Annotated in this window: 22 protein-coding genes; 10 read left to right on the top strand and 12 right to left on the bottom strand. The window is 68.9% G+C overall.

What is annotated here, in order from left to right:
* Positions 1–3: 3 nt before the first annotated feature.
* Both AC5L34_RS17780 and AC5L34_RS17775 read right to left on the bottom strand, forming a co-directional pair.
* Complete coding sequence (locus tag AC5L34_RS17780) at positions 4–834, bottom strand: carbohydrate ABC transporter permease (RefSeq protein ID WP_089000488.1); 831 nt, start codon at positions 832–834, stop codon at positions 4–6.
* The gene (locus AC5L34_RS17775; protein WP_357718789.1) at positions 831–1,796 is read right to left on the bottom strand and encodes a carbohydrate ABC transporter permease; all 966 of its coding nucleotides are present in this window, start codon (positions 1,794–1,796) and stop codon (positions 831–833) included. Before AC5L34_RS17775 ends, AC5L34_RS17780 begins: the two co-directional genes overlap by 4 nt.
* A 429-nt stretch (positions 1,797–2,225) precedes the next feature.
* Here AC5L34_RS17775 and AC5L34_RS17770 point away from each other — a divergent pair, with 429 nt between their 5' ends.
* From AC5L34_RS17770 to AC5L34_RS17760, 3 genes are all read left to right on the top strand, one after another.
* Positions 2,226–2,840, top strand: coding sequence for a hypothetical protein (locus AC5L34_RS17770; protein ID WP_441178178.1), 615 nt, complete (start codon positions 2,226–2,228; stop codon positions 2,838–2,840).
* Positions 2,841–2,942: 102 nt separating this feature from the next.
* Positions 2,943–3,800, top strand: a complete 858-nt coding sequence (locus AC5L34_RS17765; RefSeq protein WP_494825993.1) for an SDR family NAD(P)-dependent oxidoreductase — start codon at positions 2,943–2,945, stop codon at positions 3,798–3,800.
* Positions 3,797–4,339, top strand: coding sequence for a carboxymuconolactone decarboxylase family protein (locus tag AC5L34_RS17760; RefSeq protein WP_494825991.1), 543 nt, complete (start codon positions 3,797–3,799; stop codon positions 4,337–4,339). Before AC5L34_RS17765 ends, AC5L34_RS17760 begins: the two co-directional genes overlap by 4 nt.
* Before the next feature lie 147 nt (positions 4,340–4,486).
* Here AC5L34_RS17760 and AC5L34_RS17755 read toward each other — a convergent pair whose 3' ends face one another.
* The 3 genes from AC5L34_RS17755 to AC5L34_RS17745 all read right to left on the bottom strand — a co-directional run bounded on the left by AC5L34_RS17755 (position 4,487) and on the right by AC5L34_RS17745 (position 6,737).
* Entirely contained in the window at positions 4,487–5,176 is a 690-nt protein-coding gene (locus AC5L34_RS17755; RefSeq protein ID WP_101414945.1) for a hypothetical protein, read from the bottom strand.
* A 525-nt stretch (positions 5,177–5,701) separates the two neighbouring features.
* The gene (locus AC5L34_RS17750) at positions 5,702–6,361 is read right to left on the bottom strand and encodes a hypothetical protein (protein WP_494825989.1); all 660 of its coding nucleotides are present in this window, start codon (positions 6,359–6,361) and stop codon (positions 5,702–5,704) included.
* Positions 6,336–6,737, bottom strand: a complete 402-nt coding sequence (locus AC5L34_RS17745) for a PadR family transcriptional regulator (protein WP_494825987.1) — start codon at positions 6,735–6,737, stop codon at positions 6,336–6,338. The genes AC5L34_RS17750 and AC5L34_RS17745 overlap by 26 nt, the downstream gene beginning before the upstream one ends.
* 316 nt (positions 6,738–7,053) lie before the next feature.
* Between AC5L34_RS17745 and AC5L34_RS17740 the strand changes: the two genes are divergently transcribed.
* Entirely contained in the window at positions 7,054–7,809 is a 756-nt protein-coding gene (locus tag AC5L34_RS17740; RefSeq protein ID WP_494825985.1) for a formylglycine-generating enzyme family protein, read from the top strand.
* A 303-nt stretch (positions 7,810–8,112) separates the two neighbouring features.
* On the opposite strand, the gene AC5L34_RS17735 is transcribed toward AC5L34_RS17740, so the two are convergent.
* A complete protein-coding gene (locus tag AC5L34_RS17735) occupies positions 8,113–9,045 on the bottom strand; it encodes a hypothetical protein (protein ID WP_494825983.1) in 933 nt (310 codons plus the stop codon).
* 150 nt (positions 9,046–9,195) lie between these two features.
* Between AC5L34_RS17735 and AC5L34_RS17730 the strand changes: the two genes are divergently transcribed.
* Genes AC5L34_RS17730 through AC5L34_RS17715 form a run of 4 tightly spaced genes read left to right on the top strand, consistent with a single transcriptional unit; the run spans position 9,196 to position 11,371 of the window.
* A complete protein-coding gene (locus AC5L34_RS17730; RefSeq protein WP_494825981.1) occupies positions 9,196–9,597 on the top strand; it encodes a YbaB/EbfC family nucleoid-associated protein in 402 nt (133 codons plus the stop codon).
* A complete protein-coding gene (locus AC5L34_RS17725; RefSeq protein ID WP_494825979.1) occupies positions 9,584–9,904 on the top strand; it encodes a type VII secretion target in 321 nt (106 codons plus the stop codon). The genes AC5L34_RS17730 and AC5L34_RS17725 overlap by 14 nt, the downstream gene beginning before the upstream one ends.
* On the top strand, positions 9,901–11,046 hold the full coding sequence (locus AC5L34_RS17720) for a WXG100 family type VII secretion target (protein ID WP_494825977.1): 1,146 nt from the start codon (positions 9,901–9,903) through the stop codon (positions 11,044–11,046). Before AC5L34_RS17725 ends, AC5L34_RS17720 begins: the two co-directional genes overlap by 4 nt.
* 19 nt (positions 11,047–11,065) lie before the next feature.
* A complete protein-coding gene (locus tag AC5L34_RS17715) occupies positions 11,066–11,371 on the top strand; it encodes an immunity protein CdiI family protein (RefSeq protein ID WP_494825976.1) in 306 nt (101 codons plus the stop codon).
* A gap of 106 nt (positions 11,372–11,477) precedes the next feature.
* Here the strand turns inward: AC5L34_RS17715 and AC5L34_RS17710 are convergent, their stop codons facing one another.
* On the bottom strand, positions 11,478–11,729 hold the full coding sequence (locus AC5L34_RS17710; RefSeq protein ID WP_350822758.1) for a hypothetical protein: 252 nt from the start codon (positions 11,727–11,729) through the stop codon (positions 11,478–11,480).
* Positions 11,726–12,013 carry a DivIVA domain-containing protein gene (locus AC5L34_RS17705; protein WP_101409734.1) on the bottom strand — a complete coding sequence of 96 codons (288 nt, stop codon included), beginning with the start codon at positions 12,011–12,013 and terminating at the stop codon, positions 11,726–11,728. Before AC5L34_RS17705 ends, AC5L34_RS17710 begins: the two co-directional genes overlap by 4 nt.
* A gap of 261 nt (positions 12,014–12,274) precedes the next feature.
* Between AC5L34_RS17705 and AC5L34_RS17700 the strand changes: the two genes are divergently transcribed.
* Positions 12,275–13,165: a helix-turn-helix domain-containing protein gene (locus AC5L34_RS17700; protein ID WP_494825973.1), complete on the top strand. Its 891-nt coding sequence runs from the start codon at positions 12,275–12,277 to the stop codon at positions 13,163–13,165.
* The gene (locus AC5L34_RS17695) at positions 13,158–13,373 is read left to right on the top strand and encodes a DUF397 domain-containing protein (protein ID WP_441177594.1); all 216 of its coding nucleotides are present in this window, start codon (positions 13,158–13,160) and stop codon (positions 13,371–13,373) included. The genes AC5L34_RS17700 and AC5L34_RS17695 overlap by 8 nt, the downstream gene beginning before the upstream one ends.
* Before the next feature lie 23 nt (positions 13,374–13,396).
* Here AC5L34_RS17695 and AC5L34_RS17690 read toward each other — a convergent pair whose 3' ends face one another.
* The 4 genes from AC5L34_RS17690 to AC5L34_RS17675 form a co-directional block, all read right to left on the bottom strand.
* Positions 13,397–14,623 carry a serine/threonine-protein kinase gene (locus tag AC5L34_RS17690; RefSeq protein ID WP_494825971.1) on the bottom strand — a complete coding sequence of 409 codons (1,227 nt, stop codon included), beginning with the start codon at positions 14,621–14,623 and terminating at the stop codon, positions 13,397–13,399.
* 50 nt (positions 14,624–14,673) lie between these two features.
* Positions 14,674–16,854, bottom strand: coding sequence for a UvrD-helicase domain-containing protein (locus AC5L34_RS17685; RefSeq protein ID WP_494825969.1), 2,181 nt, complete (start codon positions 16,852–16,854; stop codon positions 14,674–14,676).
* Entirely contained in the window at positions 16,851–23,279 is a 6,429-nt protein-coding gene (locus tag AC5L34_RS17680; protein ID WP_494825967.1) for a DEAD/DEAH box helicase, read from the bottom strand. The genes AC5L34_RS17685 and AC5L34_RS17680 overlap by 4 nt, the downstream gene beginning before the upstream one ends.
* A gap of 166 nt (positions 23,280–23,445) precedes the next feature.
* Positions 23,446–25,518 (bottom strand): GmrSD restriction endonuclease domain-containing protein, encoded by a 2,073-nt coding sequence (locus AC5L34_RS17675; RefSeq protein ID WP_494825965.1) that lies wholly within the window; start codon positions 25,516–25,518, stop codon positions 23,446–23,448.
* Positions 25,519–25,583: the final 65 nt, after the last annotated feature.

Below are 25,583 nucleotides of genomic sequence, written 5' to 3'. Positions count from 1 at the left end.
GGTTCAACGCAGCGCCCCGGCGGTCAGCCCGCGGACGATGTAGCGCTGGCCGAAGATCACGACGGCCAGCGTGGGTAGCAGCGACAACGCGACGCCGGCGAGGACGAGACCCGGCTGCGCCGCCTCGGCGTCGTTGAGCTGGGAGATGCCGATCTGCAGCGTCTGGAACTCGGTGTCGCGGATGAGGATCAGCGGCCAGAAGTACTGGTTCCACGCCGAGAGGAAGACGTAGACCCCGACCGCCGCGATGGAGGGCTTCGACAGCGGCACGATGACCCGCCACAGCAGGCGCCAGTGGCCGCACCCGTCGATCACTGCGGCGTCGCGCAGCTCGGTCGGGAACTGAAGGAACGCCTGCCGCAGCAGGAACGTGCCGAACGCCGAGGCGAGGAAGGGCAGCACCAGGCCGAGGTACGTCAGCCCTCCGCGCGTCAGGCCCCAGTCGGAGATGGCCAGGTAGTTGGGGATGATGATCGCTTCCCACGGCACCATGAGGGTGGCGAGGAAGAGGCTGAACGTCGCCGCCTTCGCCGGCAGGCGCAGGAACGCGAAGGCGTACGCGGCGAAGATGCTGGTGACGACCTGCGCGACCGTGATGACGCCGGCCTGCACGGCGGAGTTGGCGTAGAAGCGGCCGAGCGGCACCGAGCTGAACACGTCGGTGACGTTCTGCCAGTGCAGCGCGCTCGGCACCAGCGCGGGCGGGTAGGTCGCCAGGTCGCCGGGCCCCATCACGGCGCCGACGAAGCCGTAGTAGACCGGGAAGAGCACGGGGATCGCCGCCAGGCCGAGCACGACGTAGACGGCGATCCGCCCGAGGTTGAGCTTTTTCATCGGTAGTGGACCCGCCGTTCGAGGACGCCGAATTGGACGGCCGTGCAGCCGAGCATGATGACCAGCAGCACGACGGCCTGCGCGCTGGCCGCGCCGAAGTCGGAGGAGCCGAAGGCGAACGCCTTCTCGTAGATCGAGTAGACCAGGGTCGTCGTGGCCTGGTCCGGCCCGCCCTTGGTCAGGATGTGGATCTGCCCGAAGCTCTGCAGGGCGTGGATCGTGGAGACCACCACGAGGAAGAACAGCTGCGGGGAGAGCAGCGGCACGGTGATCCGCGTCGCCAGCCGCCACCCGGTCGCGCCGTCCAGCCGCGCCGCCTCGACCACCTCCGGCGAGATCGCCGAGACCCCGGCGGAGAGCACGAGGATGTTGTAGCCGAAGTTCATCCACACCGTCGCGGCGCAGACGGCCGGCAGCGCGATCGACGGGTCGGTGAGCCAGTTGACCCGGTCGATGCCGAGGGAGCCGAGCAGGCCGTTCGCCACCCCGATCGCCGGGTTGTAGATGACGGCGAAGATGACCGACGCGGTCGCCACCGAGAACGCGAACGGCAGCGCGAACGCGGTGCGCAGCGCCCGTACGCCCCGGATGCGCGCCTCCAGCAGCAGCACCACGAACAGCGCGCCCAGCACGGCCGGCACCACCGAGAAGAGAGTGAACAGCGCCGTCGTGGCCAGCACCCCGCCGAACTCCCCGGACAGCATGTCCCGGTAGTGCGCCGCGCCGACGTACTCGGACGCGGCGCCGAAGATGTCGTTGCCGTGCACGGAGAGGTACAGGGTCCGCCCGAGCGGCCAGAACACGAACAGGGCGAAGACCCCCACCGAGGGCAGCAGCATCAGCCACGCGAGACCGGACTCGCTGAAGCGGGCGCGCCGCACCTGTCGGGCGGTGGAGGGCGTGGATTCGGAGGTCAGGGGGCGTTCGCCCGGTGGCGCGCTGACGGTGGAAGGGGGAGGCACCGCAGCACCCTACCAACGGCATCGAGGGATAGACATCATTTGGGGCGTGATGTGCCGTCAGCCCGGGAGCGGCAGCCGCGACGGTTCGGCACTTGACGCAAACGGGCGGTCGGGGCGCGATAGAGCCCCTACGGTCGGTTGTCGACAACGCGTCGCGACCACCGGCCCGAGGAGCCAGATCATGCAGACGATCGTGACCAGTGGGAGGCGAGGGTACGGTGCCCGCCGCCGGCGGGACGCATCGCGGGCGGTCCGGCCCGCTCCCGCCGCTGCCGAGACCCACCCCGGTGGTGCCTGAGCGTGTCGGCCGGGCACTCCGACGGAGACGGCGACCGCCCCCAGCGTGAGGGCGGACGTGCCGCCCGGGCGCACAACCGTCGAGAGGACGGTTCCCGTCTCGACGATCTCACCGACCGGCTCGACAAGCCGATGGGGATTCTCGGCCTCCTGTTCCTGCTGTTGGTGCTCGTGCAGGCGTTCACCCACGACGAGCCGCTCAGCACCATCCTCACGATCGCCGGTTGGATCCTGTGGGCCGTGTTCGTGGCGGAGTTCGCCCTGCGTGCCTGGCTGTCCCGGCACCGCGCCCGACAGTTCTGGCGGCAGAACTGGTGGCAGGTGATCTTCCTCGTCGTGCCCTTCCTGCGGTTCGCCCGCGCGGCCATCGCGCTTCGCGCCGCCCGGGGAGCCGGAGTGGTCGCCGCCGCCGTGCGCGGCTCCCGCTCGGCGGGCCGGCTGCTCACCAACCGGCTGGCCTGGCTCGCCGTCGTGACGGTGACGGTCATCCTGGCCGCCGGGCAGTTGCTGACGCTCACCGGCTCCTACCCGACCCACGGGCGGGCCCTGCACGCTGCCGCGCTCACCACCATCACCGGTGTGCCGCTCGGCGCCACCGACACGTTCGCGCAGATACTCGAACTGGTGCTCGCCGTCTATTCCGTGGTGGTGTTCGGCACCCTCGCCGGCGCTTTCGGGGCGTACTTCCTCAGCCACGGGCGCACTGCCGACGAGCCCGTACGGCAGGACCCCGAACCGGAGCGGTGAGCGACACGGAACCTCCAGTGGCGAGTACCGACGCCGACGCCACTGCGCGGGCGGTTCCGCGCCTCGCGCGTTCATCCATCGGGAAGTATCTATAATTCCGCCATGAGTGATGGTTCCCGGTCGCTGACGGGCAGGCGCGTCCTCGTCACCGGTGGCGCCCGCGGGATCGGCGCCGCGCTGGCCCGTCGGTTGCACCAGCGGGGCGCCAGGGTCGCCGTCGTCGGGTTGGAACCCGAGCTGCTGGCCGACGTGTCGGCGGCGTGCGGCGACGCCCCGTGGAGCAGCTGCGACGTCCGCTCCCGAGCCCAGGTCGACGCTGCGGTCGAGATGGCCGTGGACCGGCTCGGCGGGCTCGACGTCGTCGTGGCCAACGCCGGGGTTGCCGCCCAACTGCCGCTGGTCGGCGGCGACCCGGACGTGTTCGAGCGGACGAACGCCGTCAACGTCCTCGGCACCTACTACACCCTGCGCGCCGCGGCCCCGCACATCAGCCACCCGAACGGCTACGCGCTGGTGATCGCGTCACTGGCCGCAGCGGTGCACGCGCCGCTGCTCGGTGCGTACAGCGCCTCCAAGGCCGCGGTCGAGGCCCTCGGCAACACCCTGCGGGTCGAACTGCGGCCCTCGGGCGCCCGCGCCGGCGTCGCGTACTTCGCCGAGCTGGACACCGACATGACCTCGCGCGGGTTCGGCACCAGGGCCGCGACGGCGCTGCTGCACGGCAGCCGGCTGCACCGCGTCGCCTCGTTGGAGGTCGGCGTCGCCGCGTTGGAGCGCGGCGTCGCCCGCCGGAGCCGGCGGATCGTCGCGCCCGGCTGGGTGCGGCCCGTGCTGCCGCTGCGCATGGCGGTCCAGCCGCTGCTCGACCGCAGATTCCAACGCGGGCTGGTCGACGCGCTACGCATCGCGCAGGCGGAGCGTCCGCCGCTGACCACGCCGCAGCCGGATGGCCAACCGTGACCGCGCCCCGCATAAGCCCCGGCGGCCGGCAGGACGTCGGTACGTTCGGTTGGCTGTTCAGCCAGGCGGCCGGCCGGGTCACGGGCACCGGCCCGCCGAACCTGTTCCTCACCCTCGGCCGCCACCGCCCGCTGTTTCGCGGCTGGCTGCGTTTCGCCCGCCGCCTGATGCCGGGCGGCGTGCTGCCGCGCCGGGAGACCGAACTGGTCATCCTGCGGGTCGCGCACCTGTGCGCCTGCCGCTACGAGCACGACCACCACCTGAGGCTCGCCCGGCGGGCCGGCGTCACCGACGCGCAGATCGAGCGCGTGAGCAGCGACGACATCGGCGTCGGGTGGTCCGCCCGTGAGCACGCGGTGCTGGTCGCGGTCGACGGGCTGGTACGCCACCGCGACCTCGACGACGAGGCGTGGACGGCGCTGCGCGTCCACCTGGACGAGCGCGAGTGCATCGAGCTGTGCATGCTGGTCGGGCACTACGTCATGCTCGCCACGACCATCACGACGCTGCGCATCCAGCCCGATCAACCGCCCGGATAGCGCTCCACCGAGCAGCGCCTGCCTTGCTCGCGCGTACGAACACGCAGGTTCGCCACAGTGCGCCCGGTCGCACCGCTGCCGCGTCGGGAGGCTAGGGGTGCGTGCTCGTGCGGAGCGAACGCTCAGATGTCTGCGGTGTGCTGCGCGTCAGCATGGCCACGACGTCGGAGGTGGGCCGAATGCGCGACGCCCGGCCCGTACAGCCAGAGTGGCGAGGGCAGCGTTGGCGCCACCACCGATCACCGCGCCGATACCGAACGGTGCTGCTCGACCGAGAACGATGATCCCCTGCTTGCTCCCGTACTTCGTGATGAAGTGTCTCCCCAGGATCTTGTTGATCTGACGTAATGTCTCGGCGGGCACCTTGGCGACCACCTGACGTCCCCAGTGTTGCCCCGTACGCTCGGCGACCTTGGTGATGGTGGCGGAGCCGGACCCGCCGAGCATGATGCCCATCACGATCGTTCGACGGCGCTCGATCTCGTCGATGGGCACTCCGTGGACCTCGGCGATCGAGAGCGCGAAGAGGGCGCTCAGCTGAAGCGATGAAAGTGCCTCGCCGGCCGACAGCGCCAGCGCGACGCCCGTGCCGACGCCGGGCGCCGCTGCGGCTCCGCCAACCGCGGCACCCGTGCCGGTCAGGGCGCCCACGTACATCCGCTCCAGATTGCGGATCACCTCTGCCGGTGTCGCCTCTGGGTTCCGCTGGCGGGCCCGGGCGATGTTCTTGCGTACCAGTGGGCCCTGGAGGTCGATTGCCTTGTCCAAGAGGTCAAGCACCCGCTGCCCACGTACGGCTGCTTCCGGAACCGGTCCGTCGTGGGCATCCGTCGCCATGCGTTGAGCTCCCTGCGTCGTCACGTCCGAAATGAGTCCCCGCTCGACCAGCCGAGCGGAGCTTGCGCCAGATCATCGATCGGTGGACGCCACACACGGGCGACGTCGTCGATTGAGGCGCCTGTGGAATGGGCGGTTCGATTAACGTCCACCCCGTTGCGGTCAATGAGGTTACGTTGTGGCACCTCGCCACCGCCAGAGCTGGGATACGTCCAGATCGAGCGACGATCACCGAGTTTCCGCGCCACGACAACCCACTCTCACCAGCGCGATCTCGAACGGCCACCGCCACACGAGGCCGTCTACCGATCGCAGCCGCACCGCCGGAATGGCGGGTTTCCGACAGTCAGCGAGCGTCAACGACGCAGGCGACGGGAGCGCCCGCCGTCGCGGCCGGCGAGGAGCACGCAGCGCCGGCCACCGGGCAGCCGAACACAGCAGTAGACGCGGTGGCGGAGGCCCTGCTGGCCTCTTGATGGGTCACGCGCAGGAGTGGCTCGGGCCATGACCGTTGGGCTGGCCGGATCACCGCGCCGCCGTCACAGACCAGCGGCGGGCCAGCGTCGTTGCTGCAAGGAAGGCAGCGAGGACAATCGCAGCCTCGGCCGCGATCGCCAGTGGGGTGAACGGGTAGTTGAGCGACCAGGCGAAGGTGGCCGCAGCGGCGATCGCGGCTGCGATAGCGGGTGGCAGCAGCAGTGTCATCCGCGCCGCAGTGTGTCGGATGTGGGGCGCGTCTCGTAGGGCGATGCGTACGGCGAGGACGGCGCCGGCGATGACAACCGCTGCGACGGCGCCGTAGAAGACGCCAGCGGCAAGCCACAACGGCACGCGCACGCTTCGCGGCAGGTCGAATGCCGCCACGAATGCCTGGTGCAGGCTAATGACCACGACGTAGCCCACGACGAGGGAGAGCATCGCGCCCGCGGTCGCAACGCCGAGTACCTGGCCGTACCGCGGCGGGGTGCGCTCCACGCCGGCTTCCTCGGCGATTCGCACGGCGAACTCGACAGGGTCAGCGCCGAGAAGCTCTGCGGGATCGAGCCCGTCGGCGGCTGCTGCCTCGAGCTCGGCGCGGAGGTCGGCCGCGAGAGTCACCCGGTCGCGACGGTGAATACCGAGAGCGCGCCACTCTCGGTCTGCGGCGGCGAGGAGGTTGTCAACGGCCGACGTCGACGTGCTCATGGTCGTCTCCTGGATTCGGTGGACGGACGGCGAGGGTTGCGTTCACGACGCCAGCGAACTGGACCCACTGCTCGCGCCAAGCGCGCAGCCGATCGTGGCCGGTATCGGTGAGCCGATAGACCTTGCGGGGTGGGCCGTTGGGACTGGGCTGCAGCGCGTTGACGATGAGCCCCAAGCGTTGCAATCGGGTGATCAACGGGTAGACGGTGCCGTAGCTCACCGTTCCGAATCCGGCGGTGTCGAGTCGGCGGACGAGTTCGTAGCCGTGCGCCGGCTCGCCGGCAAGCAGCGCAAGCAAGCACATGTCCAGGCAGCCGCGCAGTAGCTGGGCCTGTCGCTCGGAAGCGGCTTCCGAGCCGCCTACTGCCGCTATCATGCACCACATAATACGGTCGGTACTATGCGTCGTCTAGTAGGTCTTCGTCAAAAGCCGGTTGATGCCGCACTCCACGGCGTGACGTTGTTGGTAGACGTGCTGCTCGGCCCGGCGCCGGCCCGCGTACGCGACGACGGCACCTCGTGAGCGGGCCTCGGACGACGAATGCCTTGCGGATCAAGGGGTGCGTTGATCGGGAAGCGAGAAGCGGGGTTCCGGTATCAAGGTGTGCCACTCCAGGACAACCCAAACCAGGAACGCCGCTCGGTGGATCAGACCGCCATAACCAGATTCTCGGCTGCTAGCGTTCGGCGCCATGTGGACCGAGGAGATCGTGGCCGGGCGTCCGGCCTGGCACCACACGGCGTCGGGTGTGGTGTTCCGGGAGGTGCCCGGCGGCACGTTCCGCATGGGTCTGTCCGAGGCGGAACTGGAGGCCGTACGCGCCATCGAGCGCAGCGGAGAAGTCGAGGACACCCTCGAGCCCTTCTTCGCCGGCGCAGCGGACGCCCAGCCGGTGCGGGAGGTGCGGGTCGAACCGTTCCTGATCGCCCGGCACCCGCTGACGGTCGCGCAGGTCCGGCACTGGCTGCCCGACTACGAGGACTTCTACGCCGACGAGGACACCACCACGGCCCGCCTCGAGGACGACCTGGACGACCTGCTCGATGCCCTGCCGTTCCGGCTGCCCAGCGAGGCCGAGTGGGAGTACGCGGCCCGCGCCGGCACCACCACGCTGACGTTCCGCGGCGACGACAAACCCGACGAGGACCAGATCCTCGACGACTTCGGCGACGAGGAGCGCACGGCCGCCGCCGAGAACGCCTTCGGCCTGGCCGCGATGGGCTCGGCCGGCGAGATCTGCGCCGACGTGTGGATCCCCGGCTTCGCGGACGCACCGGCGGACGCGCGGCCACGCGCCGGTGACGGGCCGCGGACCGTACGCGGCGGCGCCGCCGACCTCTACCCGTGGCAGGGCTGCGACGAGTGGCTGCTGCTGCTCTCTGCCACCCGGTACGAGCACTCCCAGTTCACCGCGGTCCGCCCGGCCGCACCGCTGCCGTCCCGGTAGGTCGCCTCCCGGCTGGTCGGCGCGTTCCCGATTCCAACAGGCCAAGACTGAAGCTGGTCTCGACGAGTACCAGGTCCGCGACCGGGGAACCCGTTACGCCCACATCAGCTCGCGATGGCCGCCCACGCCTGGCTGCCCGTGGCCCGATCCTTACCGCAGGAGGGAAACCAACCCTGGCGGCGACATGATGGATACCGTTTGAACGCTTCTACCGTCGCCTTCGGTGGACGCTTACCAGCCGCTGAACCTGTTTGCCGAGATCGCCGTAAATACCGCTGGTAAGCAGACGCATCGGTAGCGGTCTCAGCAGAGGTACGAGCCGCAGTAGCCGCGGATGATCGCAGTCGCACTGCGGGTGGCGCTCTGCCCGCCCTGGGAGTACGTGACGGTTGCGGTGATCTCACTATCGTTGGAACCACCCCGCACGGCAACGGCGCAGTCGTATGAGGTGGTGGTGCAGCCGGTGATCACATACTCATACGGGCCGGTGACCGTCCACGAGTAGGTGTAGCTGCCGGACGTGTTGAGCACGGCGAATCCGACGTTGTACGTGGTGGCCGGCTTACTGTTCAGGCAGGTGGTCTCCCATGTGAAGATCGTGCCGGGCGCGACGCGACAACCGAAGGTCTCGCCACCGAATGCGGCGGCCGGGGATGCGGTGGCCAGACCGAGCGTCGCGACAGCCAGAAGGGAGGCGACTAGGGCAGCAAGCAGGGCACGAGCACGACGGTACACGGCAAACTCCGTTCCACGCCGACGGGATATTGATGCTAGCAAATTAGTTGCCCTCGGAACACACCGTGTCACTGCCGTTGCAGTGCGTCCAGTTGCGCAGCAGGGCACCTCGCCAGGTACGGACGCGGTCGTCCAGCTCGTCGCTGCCGAGCAGGGCACGCAGCGTCGGGTGGAAGCAGCACCAGCGTCCATCGCCATGTCGAGCGAGAAGCCCACCTCACGGCCGTCCAGCGCGCCGACGAGCAGCGCGGCGCTCAGGCGACGGGTCCTCCCGGCTGCCTGGCCGCCGTCGCGATCGACGGAGTACGCCCGCCCCACGCACTCCCCGTCCGGCGCGTCACCGATGCCACACCGGCGCAGGTGCCGCAGGTCGCCCAGTTGCCGCCGGGACAGCGGCCGGGCACGACCGGCGACGGCCAGCACCTCGTCCAAGCCCGAGAGCAGGCTCTCGTCCGCCGCCGGGGACCGGTGCGGGAAAGCCAGCCGCACCGTCAGATTCACAGAAGCCGACAGCCGTCCCGTGGGAGCGTCATCGGCGGAGGCAGCGGGAGCACTCGCCGTCGTGGTCGCGGCACACCACGCAGCGCCACCGGTTGATAACGTGACCGCGACACCGACCGGTCGGCGTCGATGCCCTGGGGAGGGTCAGGCATGTGGGCGGACGAAGCCGCGCTGGACGAGGCAACGCGCCGGCTCGACGACTGGGAAGCGTCCATCGCGGACCGGGCGGCTCGGGCCAAGGAGCTGGCCTCGCGGGTGCAGGCGATGAGGGGCACGGCGACCAGCCCCGACCGGACGATCGAGGTCACCGTCGACTCCTCGGGCCTGCTGGTCGACCTGCGGCTGGACGAACGCACCCGACAACACTCCGCGGCGCACACCGCCCGGCAGATCCTGGACACCACCCGAGCCGCCCACGCCGACCTCCTGTCCAGGATCACCGAGGCGACCACGGGCATCCTCGGTGCCGAGGATCCGACAGCAACGGCGCTGGTCGAGTCGTACCGCCGCCGGCTGGATCCCGACCGGGGCACACCGGATGCCCGGCGATGACGGCATCCAGGTCGACCCCGACGGCCTGATCCGCCACGCCGCACGCCTCGACCGCCGCGCCGACAGTCTCGACACCGCCCGCCAGGCCGGCCAGCACGTCCGGTTGGGCACCGAGGCGTACGGGCAGCTCTGCGCGGTCATGCCGGTGCTGCTCGACGGCCTCCAGCAGACCCTGATCCAGGGCATCGGCACCGCGGCCGGCTCGGTGCGCAACACGGCCGACAGACTGCGGACCGGTGCCGACCGCTACCGTGCCGCCGACGCCCGGGCCGAGCAGTCGCTGCAGCGGATACGGCACAAGGAGTGACCACCAACCCGCTCGTCGCCACGGCCGCCGAGACCCCGCCCAGCGCCTGGGCCGGCATCTGGATCTGCGAAGACATCGAACTCATCGCCCAGGGCGTCCGCAACGGCAGCTGGATCGACGGCACCCTCGGCGTGGTCAGCGCCGGACTGGACGCCCTCGCCTTCGTCTCCGACCCGGTCGGCGCGCTGCTCCAGTACGGCATCGCCTGGCTGATCGAGCACGTCAAGCCGCTCAGCGAGGCACTCGACTGGCTCGCGGGCGACCCGGCGCAGATCACCGCCCACGCCCAGACCTGGCGCAACGTCGCCGCGTCGCTGCGCAGGGAGGCCGCCGACCTGGCCGCCGCCGTCCGCACCGACGTCGCAAGCTGGGGTGGCGGCGCTGGCCCCGCCTACCGCGCCTGGGCCGCCGAGCAGCAGCAGGCCATCGGCGGGCTGGCCCAGGGCGCCGACACCCTCGCCGCCATCACCGAAGGAGCCGCCGGCCTGGTCGCCGCCGTCCGGCTGCTGGTCCGCGACGCCATCGCCACCTGCGTCTCCCGGCTCATCGTGTACGCGGGCGAACTGGTCGTCACCGGCGGGCTCGCCGCGCCGCTGGTTCTGGAGCAGGTGACGACGTTGGTGGCGTCGTGGGCGGCGCGGATCGCACGGCTGCTGCGTGGGCTGCTGGCGAGTCTGCGACGGCTAATGCCGCTGATCCGGCGGCTCGGTGACCTGATCGAGAAGCTGAAGCAGGCGCTGGGGCGGTTGAGCACAGGCAGTGGCCCGCCAAGTCCCCGAGGTGGCCGCACCCAGAGACAAGAGCTGCTGGCCGAGCTGAGCCAGCAGGGCGTGAAGCACAATCCGGAAGAGATAGTCGCCATCGGCCGAGATCCGAGCGGGCGGATCGTGTTCCTCGAGACGGGAAACGGTCGTGCTGGCCTAACCCACATCATGCGCCACGCCGACGATTTCGGGAAAGCCGGCGTGCCGGAGGAGAAGATTTCGGATCTGGTGTTCGCCGCCGTCACCGAGGGCAAGGTGGTCGGGATGCAACGGACGCGCCCGATCTACGAGGTGATGTTCGACGGTATGGTGCACAAGGTCGCCGTCTCTGTCGGCAACAACGGATTCATCGTGGGGGCGAACCCAGTTGGACGCTAGCGCTTCGACCGTGCGGGTCATGGCGGATTACGAGTGTTACCCGACGTGGCTGACTGGATCCGCAGGAGTCGACAACGTCGATCCGGCCGAGCTGCCGATCTCGGGTGAACTGGCGACGGCTCTATTGCAGTGGGCACAGAAGTACGACGCTACGTTGGATCGGGATGATCCAGTCTCGTCCGGGTTTCCCGACGCAGATCAAGAGGCGGACTTCTACGCCGCCGGGCACAAGCTGGCCCGGCGTCTCGCCGCCGAACTCTCAGGTAGGCACCCCGTCGAGTACTTCGACGGGCGGACCGGACGCCTGGTCACCGCTGGCTCGTAGGACGAACGCGGACTCACAGAGCCAGTCGCGGCAGGGACCGGAGCCGGCGGATCCTTGGCTACAACTGGGCAACAGCGCCGGCTCCGCAGCCAGTGCTCGTCCGCCCTCATCGGGGCAGGCGGCGGGAGCAGGCGCCGTCGTGGTCGGCACGGAGCAGGCAGCGCCGGCCGCCGGGCATCCGCAGATCACAGAAGACCCGGTGACGCACGTGCTGGTTGTCCTCTTCCGAAACGGTGATCTCCCCCGGGTCAGTCTGCGGCAGCACCAGCAGCCAACGACTGATCACTCGGGCCAGCCGCTGCGCGGCCGGCAGGTCGGTGGCGGCGACGGGCAGGTGGACGACGTACCGCTGGGTCATGCCTGGTTTGCCCGGTCGGCGCGGGCGCGGGCCTGCTCGGACTGCCAGCGGCGCAGCGCGTCCTTGATGACGGCGGTCTCCCGGCGGCTGGCGGCCAGGGCGGCGTAGACGTTGGCCATGTCGCCGGCGACGCGGTCGAGGAAGTCGTAGACGTCGGCCGGTTCCAGGCCGCGGCGTCCGAGCCCGACCGACTTGAAGCGGCGCTCGCGCACCTGCCACGGCAGCAGACTGGTGTACGCCGACGAGCGGTAGGTCGCTCCCGGTCGCTGGTTGCGGACGCTCATCTGCTGCCTGCCTCTCCCTCGTGGACTGGAAGGGGTGGCCCGTCCGCCCTCCCCGCGCGCACGGGCCACCCCGCCCTGCCGCCGCAGCTTCGATCAGCGGTATGACACCAGGGCCTGTGGTCATCCTGTGACGATGCGCAGCATCAAGGCAACGTTCCACACCAGAATTCTTCCCTGAGGTATTGACTTTCTTTCCTGCCACCGATAGCTGTTACATGACCGAGTGACGCAGTGTTGCGCGATGGAATCAGGGAGTGTTGGGTGACCGAGGATGTCGGATCGACCGTGCCGCGCCGGCAACTCGGCCGGCTGCTACGCCAGTACCGCACCGAGGCGGGCGTGACCCTCGACGCCGCCGCCGAGGCCCTCGAATACAGCCGGCAGAAGATCTGGCGGATCGAATGCGGCATGGGCCCGGTCCGGGTGCTCGACGTCAAGGCGATGTGCGAGCTGTACGGGGTGTCCGCCGAGATGACCGAGGCGATGCGCGGGCTCGCCACCGAGACGAAGTCCAAGGGCTGGTGGCACGCGTACGGCGACGCGGTCCCGAGCTGGTTCGAGCTGTACGTCGGCCTGGAATCCGCCGCCGCCCATCTCAGGCAGTACGAGGAGACGCTGATCCCCGGGCTGCTCCAGACTCGCCAGTACGCCCTCGGACTCGCCCGACTCGACCGCCCTTCGCTCACCGAGGAGGAGCGCGAACGGGCCGTCGAGGTGCGGCGGCAACGTCAAGGGCTGCTCACTCGACGGCTCCCCCAGCCACCGCAGCTCGGTGCGATCCTGTCGGAGGCGGTACTCCGCCGCACCGTCGGTGGTCGCGAGGTGATGATCGAGCAGCTCGGTCAGCTCCTGGAAGTCGCGAACATGCCCAACGTCAGCGTGCGTGTGCTGCCCTTCGCCGCCGGACCGCACTCCGGCGCGGTCGCCGGCTCCTTTGTCATCCTCGATTTCCCCGCCGCAAGAGGTGGTCGGGCTGCACCGGAGCCGTCAGTCGCCTACAGCGAGTCCCTGACCGGAGCGCTCTACCTCGACAAGCCCGACGAGTTGGCCGCCTACCGGGCCGTCTGGAAGAGCCTCGATTCGCTCGCCCTCGATGAGGCACAATCGACCGACATGATCAAAACGATCATCGGGGAGTTGCGGCATGACTGACCTGACCGGCGCCGTCTGGCGCAAGAGCACTCGCAGCGGCGGCAACGGTGGCAACTGCGTCGAGGTCGCCACCAACCTGCCGGGCGTCGTCGCCGTTCGCGACTCGAAGGACCAGGCCGGTCCCGTCCTCATCTACCAGCCCGCCGTGTGGTCGGCCTTCATTTCAGCAGTGGTGGGCGGACCTGCCGCACCCGTGGACTGCGGCTGAAGTACGGCGTCGCGCGCAAATCGCTATTCGGCGAGCTCCCTCTGACATGCCTGCGCCTGCTCGCGGCACTGCTGAGCGAGACTCTGATCGCCGCCTGACTTCTCCAGATGGCTTGCCAGTGCCTCGAAATCGTCCCGAGCCATCCGATAGTCCCCGGCGAGGAAACGGAGATCGGCGAGGTCGATCCGGACCGCCAGAACCTGTGGGTCGTCCGCTCCGCGAGTGTCGCGTGCCGACATGAGTATGCGCTCCAGGACCTCGACGGCCTGCATGAAGCGTTCCTCTTCGGCCAACTCCCGTGCCCGGTCGTGCGACGCCGTCAAATCGTGGTGGCTGCTCGGCGTCAGCATCGGGCCTGGCCACATGGAAACCGGAGTATCCGTTCGACCCGCCCTACCGACAGCGGCTGGCCTGTCGTCGAGGAACGGCGCGAGGAGCCGTCCCACCTCGACTGCTGTTGTGGGGCGGTCGGTCGGCTTCTTGCCGAGCAGACAGTAGATCAGGTGCGCCAGATCATCTGGCACATCGGGCCGGTACTCGCTGACGATGGGAATCGGGGACCGGAGGTGCCGGCGCAGCAGGTCCGGCGCATTCGTGGCTTCGTACGGTGGGCTTCCGGCAAGCATCTCGAAGAGGATGCATCCGAGCGCGTACAGGTCCGCACCAGGACCGACGGCATCACCTGCGGCTTGCTCCGGCGCGATGTAGGCCGGCGTCCCCAGCGTGTGACCGGTGGCGGTCAAGCGGGACGCCTCCGCAGGACCGAGTAGGGCGGCGACACCAAAGTCCAAGACCTTGACCGCCCCCGAGGGCGTGATCATCAGGTTCTGCGGTTTGAGGTCGCGGTGCACCAAGGAGGCAGCGTGAGCGGTGGCGAGCACGGAACTGATCTGGGCGGCGATTGAAGCCGCCTCGCCCACGGCGAGCTGCTCCTGCTCGGCGATGTGGTCGGCCAGCACACAGCCCCGGATGAGCTGCATGACGATGTACAGGTCTTCGCCGTGCTCGCCCAGATCGTGGATGACGGGTACGCCGGGATGGTCGAGCCGCGCCGTGACACGTGCCTCTCGTCGGAACCGCTTCACGGCAGTAACGCGTTCACCCTCCGGTACCTCCATCTGACGCAGGAACTTGACCGCCACCGGCCGGTCGAGCCGCTCGTCGTAGCCCGCCCAGACCTGGCCCATTCCGCCGCGTCCGATCGGGTATGTCAGCTCGTACCGGTCACCGATACGGTCCCGCGCCTGCACGTCGCCCCCAATACGTCATACCGACCCCCGCTACAGCGGAGGCCGGGCAGTCACGTCAGCTGTCGCTGAACCAGCCGGCTGGTGAGGAACGGGCTTGGCGTCCCGTGCCAGAACACGACCAGCTCGTCCCGGGGGCGGGTCGCGGCGACGAAGAGCAGCGACCGGTCCCGTTGGCGCTCGCGCTGGTAACGCTTGGGGTCGCTGTCCCGGTAACGGCTGATCATCTGACGCGGCACAAGCCCATCCGACACACCAGCGATGATCATGCGCTGGTACTCCAGCCCCTTGAACCGGTGCATCGTCCCGACGTGGATGCCATCCGGCTGCCTCGGCCCGTCCGGTCCGATCTCCACGGCCGGCAGGCCCTCCGCCTGCAGACGCGCGATCACGTCGCCGGCCAACTCCTTGGTGGGCACACAGATCGCGACCGAGCCGTTCGTCGGGTTTCCCCATGTCGCCAGCTGGTCGACGATCATGTCCCGCTCCTGCGCCCAGGTCGCCGTCCCACGAAAGGTCGGCCGGCCGCCCCGCAGCAGCGAGCGGTAGCCGGCCAGGTCCTCCTCGCCACCGTCGAGGTCGTCGTAGACCTCACCGGTCATGATCTGCAACGCGTCGGCAAGGATCTGCCGGGTGGTGCGGTAGCTCAAGGTCAGACGCGAGGACCGACCGCGGATGTTGACGCCGAGGCTGCTCAGCGTGACGTGGTTGTCGTAGATGCGTTGGTGGGTGTCCCCGGTGAGGAACATGTCGTCGGGGCCATGAGCGACCATGGCACGAAGCATCTTCCAGTGGGCGGCGCTGAGATCCTGCGCCTCGTCGACGACGACGTGGCGGTAACGCGGGCGGTGGAAGCCGCCGGATGTTTCTCCGGTGGCGCCGGCGGCGGCCGCACGGTCCATCTCCAGGCGTGCTGCCCGCTGGGCCACCTGACGCCAGGTCCAGAGACCACGGCCCTCGAGCCAGGTGGTGAACCGCTCGGTCAGCTGCCAGATCTGGTCCCGTTCGACTCGGTTGAGGCTGCGACCGCGGTTGGGGCGGCGGGCCTTGAAGTAGTCGGTGCGGGAGTTGAGCACCTGGCCGAGAATCACCTGGGTCCACTCCGCGGACAGGAACTCCGCATCCCAGCCGGATTCGCCCGTCTCGACGAGGAACTCGGCCCACAGCTCGGGGACCTTGTTGTCGTCGACGACCCGCCGGCTGCCACCTGCCTTCGCCTCGGCCACAACCCGGCTGGCGAGCCGGTCGATGTTGACGATGTCGACCCGCGACACGAGCTCCTGGCCGCCGAGGGCCATCAGGCGGGTCCGCAAATCGGCGGCGAGGTTGCGATTGAAGGTGGTGAGCAGGATGGGCTTGTCGGCCCCGGGGGGTAGCTGCCGGGCGAGGTGCGCCACCCGGTGCAGGGCAACGATGGTCTTTCCGGTGCCGGGCCCTCCGCCGACACGAGCAGGGCCGTTGTACTTCTTCTCCACCAACTTCCGCTGCGTCGGGTGGAGGAAGATCTGCCACCGCTCGAATGCCTCGCCAAGCATCGCCTGCAGCGCCTCGTCGTCGGAGGTCACCTGGGTGGCGGGCCGCTCCACGGCGGCTTCGAAGTCCTCCGGGTCGACCGGCTCGTCGGCGCGGACCGGGTCGGTGACCTGCTGGAGCACCTCGTCGTACGGGGTGCCGTCGAAGAGCGCGAAGAGCACGTCGGTGGTGAGCTGCGGCGCCCGGTCAAGCAGTTCCAGCAGCTCGGCTTCGGTGGTGAGGTTCCGGATCTGGGGCAACAGCGGCTCGGACACGCCGAGCTCCAGGAGCTGCGCGTCGGTGTACGTGTCGAAGAGCGGCTTCTGCGTGGGCTCCGGCTCGGCTTCGGGCGGGACCACCCGGCCGATGATGCTGTCGCCGACTGGCGCCAGGTCGACGACCTCGATGCCACCGGTGATCCGGTTGATCCGGTAGGCGTAGCGGGTGAGGTCGTCGTACACCTCGCCGCGGTGCTTGACCGCGACGAGCAGGTAGTCGCGTTCGGCGATGTGCAGCAGCAGCGCACGGTAGTCCTTGTTCACCCGCGCGGACATCAGCCGGGAGTCGCCGTTGAGCGACTTGAGGTTGAGCCCCGGGTTGTCCGGGTTGTGCCGGAACTTGTGCATGAACTCGTACACCGCGCCGATGTCGGCGCGGGTGAGCTTCATGACCTCCTTGTCGGCGCGGTCCAGCATCCGCAGGGTGGTTGCTCCGGTGCTCATCGACGTTCCTCCCCGCTCGTCGCCCTGATTTCCGCCGCCAACTCGTCAACCGACCATTGCTGAGCGGTACGGGCGTGCCAGCCCGCCTCCGCGTACGCCCGGTCGCGGTCCTCCGTCTCCGGATCGTCGGAGGGGCCGGTGAGCACGATGGCGATCCGCCGGTCGGGCCAGGCCAGCTCGGCCTGCCAGCCCTGGTCGCCCAACTCGTAGCCGACGACCGGTGCGGGCAGATCCTGCCGGGCGAGCTGCTGAACGAGATGGTCCAGAGTGTCTTCGGCCGGATCCAGGTAACGCAGGACGTCCCGCCACGGCGACTCCTTGTCGAGCGTCTCGGGGTCGGCGGCCACCGGCTGCGCCACGACGCCGAGCCACGTCGCCGTCTCCTCGTCGAGCGGCAGTGCGCGTTGAGTCAGCACAAGACCGGTGCCCTCGGTGACCGCCATCGAGGCCGGCTCGAAGGCGTCGAGAGTAGACACGGCGAGCTGACCTGCGTCACCGCCACCATTGCCGAGGAACTGGATGACGTTGCCCCAGGCCAACCACGCGGCCCAGCGTTCCTTGTGGCCCGCATCGGCCACGGCAGCCGGCAGGTCGTCCAGGACGGTCAGCGCCGACCACGTCGGCAGTGGCTTGCTTCGCCCGTCGACGACCATAGCCACCGGACAGTCGGCGTGGTCCCGAGCGCGGGCGATCATGATTTTTCCTGCAGTCGGCCTGGGCAAGGGCTCTCCGCGCAGTGCAGCCAACAGCCGCTCTGCCACCCCGCTGGAGTCGGTGGCGGTATTGTCCCGAGCCTGCCTGAGCATGCCTGCCAAGGTTGCTTCCGCACGACGCTGCCAACGGGTGAGGTCGGGATCCGCGAGGAATCGCATCAGCTGCTCGATCGGGTTGACCCAGATGGTCTCCTCGAGCTCGTCCGGGTCGGCGCCGGGGAGGAACTGCCGATATCTCTCCCGGGCAGCCTGCTTACTGACCCCGCCGTACGGGGTCCACTGCCCCAGGCCGTCCGCGCTACCCCAGGTCTTGACGTCGTCCCAGGTGGCGGCGAAGACCAGATAACCGTGCGCCCGCAGCCGGGCCCGCTTCTCCGCGTCGTCCGCGAGCCGGTTGTGCTGGGACGAGGCGTGGTACTTGAATCCGTCGAGGTATACAGCCACCTCGGGCGACGGGGCGTCGAGGCGCTTGAAGTGGACGTCGGGACGAGTGCCTCTGACGGTGTTCTGCAGCTTCATCTGCCAGTGGGTGACGCCCTGACCGTTGTCCCGGACGAACCGCAGGTCGGCGAGGCGGGCACCGTCGTGGTCGGTCCGCCGGTCGATTCTCAGGCCCGAGCCGGGTGTCTCCCCAAGCGCCAGCAGCTTGGTGAGGAAACGCATCTCCAACTCGCTCTCCACCTGGTGGATCAGCGAGATCTCGTCCGTACGGGTGCCCTCCTCGACGTCCCAGTTGTCGAGGAGCTTGTCCAGCATGCCCAACGCCTCGTCGCGGCTCATCAGGGCGAAGTGCTCGTTACGCGCATGCCGCAGGAGGCAGCGGTGACACACCGCCCTACCTTCGTGCCGGCAGACGCAGTCGGCGATCCGCTGCCGTGCCAGTTCCAGGATCGCGCGGAACTCCTCCGGCTTGGCGAGGCGGTGCAGATAGCCGGTGCCCTGCGGCTGAGTGTCGAAGACGACTACGAAGTTGCGCGTCCCGTCGCTCTGCCCGTCCGGCATGGTGGCCGACACGGCCTGGAGGTGCGCGGGGTCGCCGCCGTACTGCGCGGCGATACCGAGGCGGATGGCGGCGGCGAACGACGCGACGCGCTCCTGCACCACGGCGGTCGCGGCGGGGATCAGGATACGCAGCGCCTCGGTTTCCAGTTCGTGAGCCAGGATCAGGTCGACGTGGGCGTCCGGGGCGGCCGGCGAGCGCCGGTAGGGACACCACGGCCGGTGGTGCTCGGCGCCCTTGACGACGGTCGACCCGGAGGTCTCCGCGGCGAGTTGTTGGCTCACGGCGGGAACGCCATCGACGGTGGTGCCCCCGCAGGAGGTGCAGGTGTGGAACCGGTTGATCCGCACCTCCTCGCCGGCGAAGAGTTCAGCCGCCCGGTCGTAGCGTTGGGCACCCAGGTTGAAATGACGGATCATCGCGTGCCGGCTGTAGTCGACACCGAAGGTGTCATGGGCGTGCCGCCAGGACGAATCGACCCTGGCCGGGTCGACGTCCACGGCGACGGTGGTGGCGTAGAAACGCCGGTCCCGATCGTCGCTGTCGTCGCGGATGCGGGCGTCGTCGCGCTTGTCACGGCTGAGCACCCGGGTCGGCTGGAGGACCTGGAACAGTCGTCCGTGATCGGCGATGCCCTGGTCCAGACAACGTGGGCAGGCGCTGGTGTCCTCCTTCGCCAGGTGGGTACGGACGTAGCCGCACTGGGCGCAGATCCGCCACTGCTCGTACGCCGGACGGTCCGCCGGACCGACGTCGAGCCCTGAGATCTCGTGTTTGTAGCCGCGCACGTAGTAGCTGTTGCCGGGGGCGATCTCGACGAGCGCCTGGCGGGCAGGGCGCGCGTACTCGCGGAGTTCGCTGTGGAACCGCCGGTCACCGTCGGCCTTGTCCTCCCAGGTCAGGGTGGCTTCCAGGTCGGTCCGGTTGTCGATGAGCGCGTAGTTCGGCAGCAGACCGAACTCGACCAGGGTGCCGTGGGCGGCAGCCCCGCTGACCTCCCGCAGCCGGCGACGGACCGCACCTTCCTCCGCCTTCAGCATCTTGATCTCGCGGGCGTGGTCCGGGTCGCTGGGCACCAGCGTGCCCCGGGCGGTGGCGAGTTCCTGCATTCGACGGCGCAGGTCGGCCAGCCGAGACTCCCAGACCTCGTCGGCTTCCTTGACCCGGTGCACGATGCCGTCCACCGCGAACTCACGCAGTTGATCGGCGGCGGCCCGCAGGACCTTGTCGCCGAAGAGGGTCAGGAACTCCTCCGCCAGCCGGCTACCGTCGCGACGACCAGCCTCGGCGAGGCCAGTCAGCCAACCGGTCGGACCGAACAGCACGTGCGCCCGCCGTGGCATCGGCAACACTCCGGCCAGGCGCCCACGGGCGGCCAGATCAATCAGGTGGGCGAGGTACTGGCGGCGCAGGATCTCCACGGCGGAAAGGAAGCAGCCGGGCGGGACGATCTGGCCGGCGATCATGTCGCGCGGATCGGTGAGGTAGTAGCGGTCGCGCTCGGTTCGCCCGACCAGGGTCAGCACCAGCGCGTTGCCGCTCTTGCGGCCGGCGCGACCCGCCCGCTGAACGTAGTTGGCCGGGCCATGCGGGAGCGACGCCAGGACCACCGCCGACAGGGCGCCGATGTCGATGCCCATCTCCAGGGTGGGCGTACAGGAGAGCACGTTCGGGTCGGTGTAGCGCTCGCCGTCGCGGAACTGCTTCTCCACCGTTTCTCGCTGGGCGCGGGTGAGCATGCCGGTGTGTTCGCCGGTGACCACCCGGAACACCGGGCTGTCCAGGTAGAGCCGCCGGTAGTAGTCGTCGGCAGCGGTGTCGTCGTGGACGGCCTGCAGTTGGCCTCGGCAGCGGTACTGGCGGCACGGCTGGCCGATCCAGTCGGCAACTCGGTCGGGATGCTCCGTCTGCTGCCAGTGGCAGGTGTCGCAGCCGACTCCGGCCGCCGCAGCGGACGCGTCGTCGAGCCGGGTCACCCGTAGGTGGCCGGGCATCAGCCCGTACACCGTGTTGCCGTCCTCGGTGTCACCGGCGGCGACCACGTCGGCGGCGGCAAGGGCCGGCAGCAGCCGGGTGAGGAAGCCGGCCGCCTCGCCGTGGTCGAGGCCGAGACAGCGCGACGTCCAGTCCTGGTACCAGTTGCCGCGCGCGGTGATCACGTCGAACTCCGAGCGGGACTTCGGCGTCGCGAGCAGGAACGTGGGCGCGGACAGCCCTTTCGGGAACGCGGGCATGCCGGCGGGGCGACCGCCCCAGACCTGCCACCGGGTGCCACCGCGCCTCAGGTACGGCACCAGCCACTCGTGGTAAACGGCACCGCGGGTACGCAGCCGTTCCAGCAAACCGCGGAGGAAGGCAAGGTAGCGGGCGTCGTCCGGCGGCGCTCCGTCGAGGTGGCCGGGCCCGGTCAGATGGACGTCCCGGCAGATCGCGGCAGCTCCGGCGGGGTCGTCGAGGGCTACCTCGACGGCGACGCTGCGGGTCAACTCCAGGGTGCGGCCCTGGCGGGAACGCAGCCCCGTCTCCATCACGGTGGCGAAGACGAGCCGCTCGCTGATCAGCTCCCAGGTCTCCCGGCTGCCGTTGTGCTCACCAGCGAGCAGGCTGTCGACACCGGGCTGGTCGTGCAGGTCCGGCGGCACGACGGTGGAGAGGATCTCCGGCTGCGCCGCCGCCTCTATCATCTTGGCGAAAAGATCGTCGAGCCCGATCGACTCCCCCGACGTCAGTCGGCTGGCGAGCAGGGAGCGCAGCGAGAACGAGTAGGACCGGTTGGCGACGAATCCGGCGCGGTGTGCGGCGTCCTGAACCGAGTCGTTGAAGAGCAGCGTCTTCTTCTCGGCCTCGTCGAGCTCCCCACCGGTGAAGAGCTGCGTGATCGCCACCGAGGCGAGGGTCGCCAGGCCGGCGCCGAGGAAGCGGATGCCGTGGTCCAACTCGCAGGACGGGCAGCGGTCCTTCTCGGCACCGTCGATGTCGAGAACGTCGCCGAGCACGACGATCGCGTCGTCGGTGGGCTTGCGGTCGCGCTGCTCGTCGAAGGGGCGCACCCGACGGCCGTACTCCAGAACCAGCAGGCCACGGGAGCGCTGGCGTACCTCGTCCCCGGTCGCGGCGATCAACGCGCGGACCCGGCGCTTGTCTCGACCGACGCTGGCTCGGTAGATCTTGTCGGGGTCGGTCTCCAGCTCCTGCGGGTCCTTCTCCGGCGACAACGCCATCCAGCCGGAGCGGCCGCAGTGCCGACAGTAGATGGCCGGCAACCGTGGGTAGCGGTTGTCGGCCACGACCACATCGGCGTCGGTGGCGTACGGGTCCAGTTCACGCGGCGCTTCGCCGTACCAGCCGAATGCGGCCTGGTGGGAGGTGCCGCGCAGCAGGCGGGAGACCGCGCGTACCCACAGGTGGGTTTCGATGTTGAGCAGCGGGCGGCCGGGAACTTCCGGGTTCTGCGCGACGGAGAGCAGGCCGACGAACCGGGCGAGAGCCTTCGCCGTGATCTCGGGCGGAGTCTTCATCACGCTGCCCCAGCCGGTGGCGTTCTTGCGGGGCAGCACGTCGATGATCTCGTTGAGGGTGCACGGCCTGGCCTGGAGCGAGTCGAGCACCGCCTTCGTCAACGGATGTTGACGCAGCAGATCACCAAGGCGCGTCGGGGCGTCGAGACAGCGCTCGCCGACGACCAACTCGGCGACCTCGGCCATCATCGCCTCGGGGTCGCGGTCGTCGACGGCCGCGAGCTGCTCCGGGGTAGGCAGCGGCAGGCTGAAGTCCTGGCGGGCGATGAACTCCCCGGCCTCGTACCGGTCCTCCCCCACCAGCGATCCCGGGTCGAAGGGGATGCCGAAGACCTGCTCGGCGACCTCACGGATCGCGGTACGACCGTCCCGGCCACCGCCCTCACCGAGCGTGGCGGAGGTTGCCACCGGGCAGATCGGCCCGAGGGGCCGTTCCGGCTCGTCGAGGTCGAGCGCGGCGGCGAGCCGGCGCAGCAGCATCGCCACGTCGGTGCCCTGCGCGCCGTCGTAGGTGTGGAACTCGTCCAGCACCACGTACGCCGGCTCGGCGCCCTCCCAGAGCGGCAGGTCGTCGGCACGCTGGAGCAGCAGGTCCAGCATCTTGTAGTTGGTGATCAGGATGTCCGGAGGGGTACGGCGCATCTCCGACCGCTTGGTGAAGACGTGCGGGTACTCGATGGCCGCGACGTCGCCGATGTAGAGACCGGCGGTCACCTGGCTGAGCGCCGGGTCGGACAGCAGCTCGTTGATCCGCTGCGTCTGGTCGGTCGCGAGGGCGTTCATCGGGTAGAGCAGGATCGCCTTGATCCCGGCCTTCCCCTGCTGCTTCTGCCGCCGGCAGTGGTCGAGCACCGGGATCAGGAACGACTCCGTCTTGCCCGAGCCGGTGCCGGTGGTGATCAGCGTCGGCTCGGCCGCCTTGCCCCTGGTCGACAGCCGAGCGAACGCGTTCGCCTGGTGCAGGTAGGGCGTGAAGTCCGCCGGCGCCCAGTCAAGGCTCGCGCGCCAATTCCCCGCCGCCGGGCGGAAAGGGGTGCGGATCCGCAGGTACGGGCCACGGAAGATGCCCTGTTCCGGGTGCGAGAGGAAACCCTCCAGACCCTGGCGTACGCCGTCCTCGGTCAGACCGAAGGTGGTGGTCAGGTACTGGGTGAGGGTCCGACGCAGCGTGTCGGCGGCGATCGTCGGTCTCATGAGCGGATCACCGCCGCATGCTACTGCACCCCCTGACCGGCTCTGAGCTGCCCGAGGGCCTGGAGCACGCATGAGTCAGATTCGCGACACCGCGAGCAGTTGGCGCGGACGTCTCCGCATTCCTGCCCGCAAGCGTCGATCCCTCCGATCCTGGCGGGCAGGCTGTTCATGCGGCTACCGGCTCCTCCCCGTCCCTGTCTTCGCTGGTGTCGAGACCGACCTCACGTGCTAGTTCGGTGGCAGTCATGCGTTGGTCCGCTGCCGCACGACCCGCATGGTCGAAGCGCACACCCTCGGCCTCCAATACCGTCCGTGGGTCGTCGCGGCGTTGGGGGTCGACCCAGCGGAAGTCTGCCGAGATCGCACCGTCGATCTTCAGAACGCGATGGGCGTTCGGCACCTGCACGCTGGCGAGGCGTCCAGCGACGGCGCGGTGGAATACGCCGACCACCTCGGCGATGTCCGAGTAGCTGGTCCAGCGACCAGCGGGGATGCTGGCGAGTGCCTGGTTCATGAGGGACCACCGTGGACTGGGTGGGGTCACCGCGGCCGATTCGTCGGGGCCCGGCCAGATGAGCAGGACACGGTCCGCGAGGGCTCGGCCTCGCGCGAGGATCTCCGTTCGCCCCCACCGGGGCGAGTCAGCGATCTCACGGTTCATCGCGAGTCCGCTGTCACGAAGGATCTTCTTCTTGGCCTCGAAACCATCGTTGGCCAGCTTGGGGTTGTACGCGGTCAGGCTGAGATTCCCGAGAGTGTGTACCAGAGAGCTGTGTAGTTCCTCCGCAGTCTCGTCGGCCTCCAGGTCGGGAGCCAACATCTCCCGCCACTCGTCCGTCAGGGACTGCGGCAACACGTGTTCGATGGTGACCTTCGCGGTATCGAAGTTGATAGGCTCCTTGTGCTCGAAGTCTTCCTCGATGCAGCGCAACACGTAGCTGCGCTGCGGACCGCGGCCTAGCCAGTAGAAGCTGTTCACGAGCACGGCGTCCCGGATGTACTGGTCGGTGGGGAACTTCTTCCGAACCCCCGACAGCGCCCGCGTGATCGCCTTTGCGGAGGGGACCTGTTCTCCCAAGTCCTTGACGAGCGACATCAGAATCCGGTTGGTATTTGCACTGGCGATACCCGCGATCATGCGACGGACCAGATAGCTCTCGACGACCCGTAGCGCATCAGCGGCTTCGACCGAACTGAGGCGGCCCGCCTCGTGCGCGAGCAGGACGTAGAGTGCGATGGGGTGAACCACGGCCGCACCCCACCGGTCAAGCCGGTCCAAGGCACGCCGCAGGATCGGATCGGCGACCTCGCCCGGCGCCAGAATCTTGCGGAACAGGCGAGCCTTGTGGTGAAGATCGATGATCCACTCTTCAATCGCAGCCTCACCGGACAATTGGCCGAGTCGCAGCTGCTGCGATTGGTAGATCGCCTCCTGAGTGGCACGATCGTCGCCACGGAGCACCAGATCCAGCCAGACCAGCTCCTCAAGCTGCTTATCCGTAAGCAACTCCTGAAGCGGCAGCCAGTGCCGTTCGTATACGTGATCACCTCGAGCGGGTAGACGCATGAAAAGGTAGTTGCGCAGCAGGTCCGCCTGAGTGAGCGGCTGACCGGTGTAGTTCAGGGACTCGAAGATGCGGTGAACGTTGTCGTCTGGATGCGCCGCGATTTCCACGAGGCTTAGCCTCGCCGCTACCGCCTGTTCGATCCGAATCAGATCATGGTCATCGTCCGAATCATCGGCCTGAACGAGCGCCGCTCGGAAAAAGCGATATGCCTCTCCGATCCGGTCCTCACCACCGGCACCAGGATCTCTTTCCACGAGGGCCAGCCACGCGGCTCGGTCGGCCTTCGTAGGTAAGAGCGTGTACCGCTCCATTCCCGACGCATATTTGTTGAATAGGTACATATCGTCGATCTTGGCTGCCAGCTGTGCATCAGACTCCCGAACATGATCCCGGATCGCACACAGAAGGATACTGAGTGTAGTCAGCCGCTGTTGGCGGTCGACGACGAGCCAGCTCTGCACGCCGGTCGGCGTATTGGCCGGACTAGGCGCGAGGACCACTGAGCCGAGGAAATGCGTGACGTTGTCATTCACCTCCGTCACCCGCATGACGTCAGCCCAGACCTGCGCGAGATCCCTTCGCTTCCAGCTGTAGCGGCGCTGATAGAGCGGAACGACGTACTGCTTCTCACCTTGCAGTAGGTTACGGACGGTCGTCTCGTTCGCCTTCAAGTGATCTCCCCCAGGATGCAGCTCGGCCGCGCCAGCACGGAAGCCGCTCCCGTACTGCTACCGTC

This window comes from Micromonospora sp. ZG13, from assembly GCF_059359355.1.
This window is presented reverse-complemented; position numbering and strand designations above follow the sequence as displayed.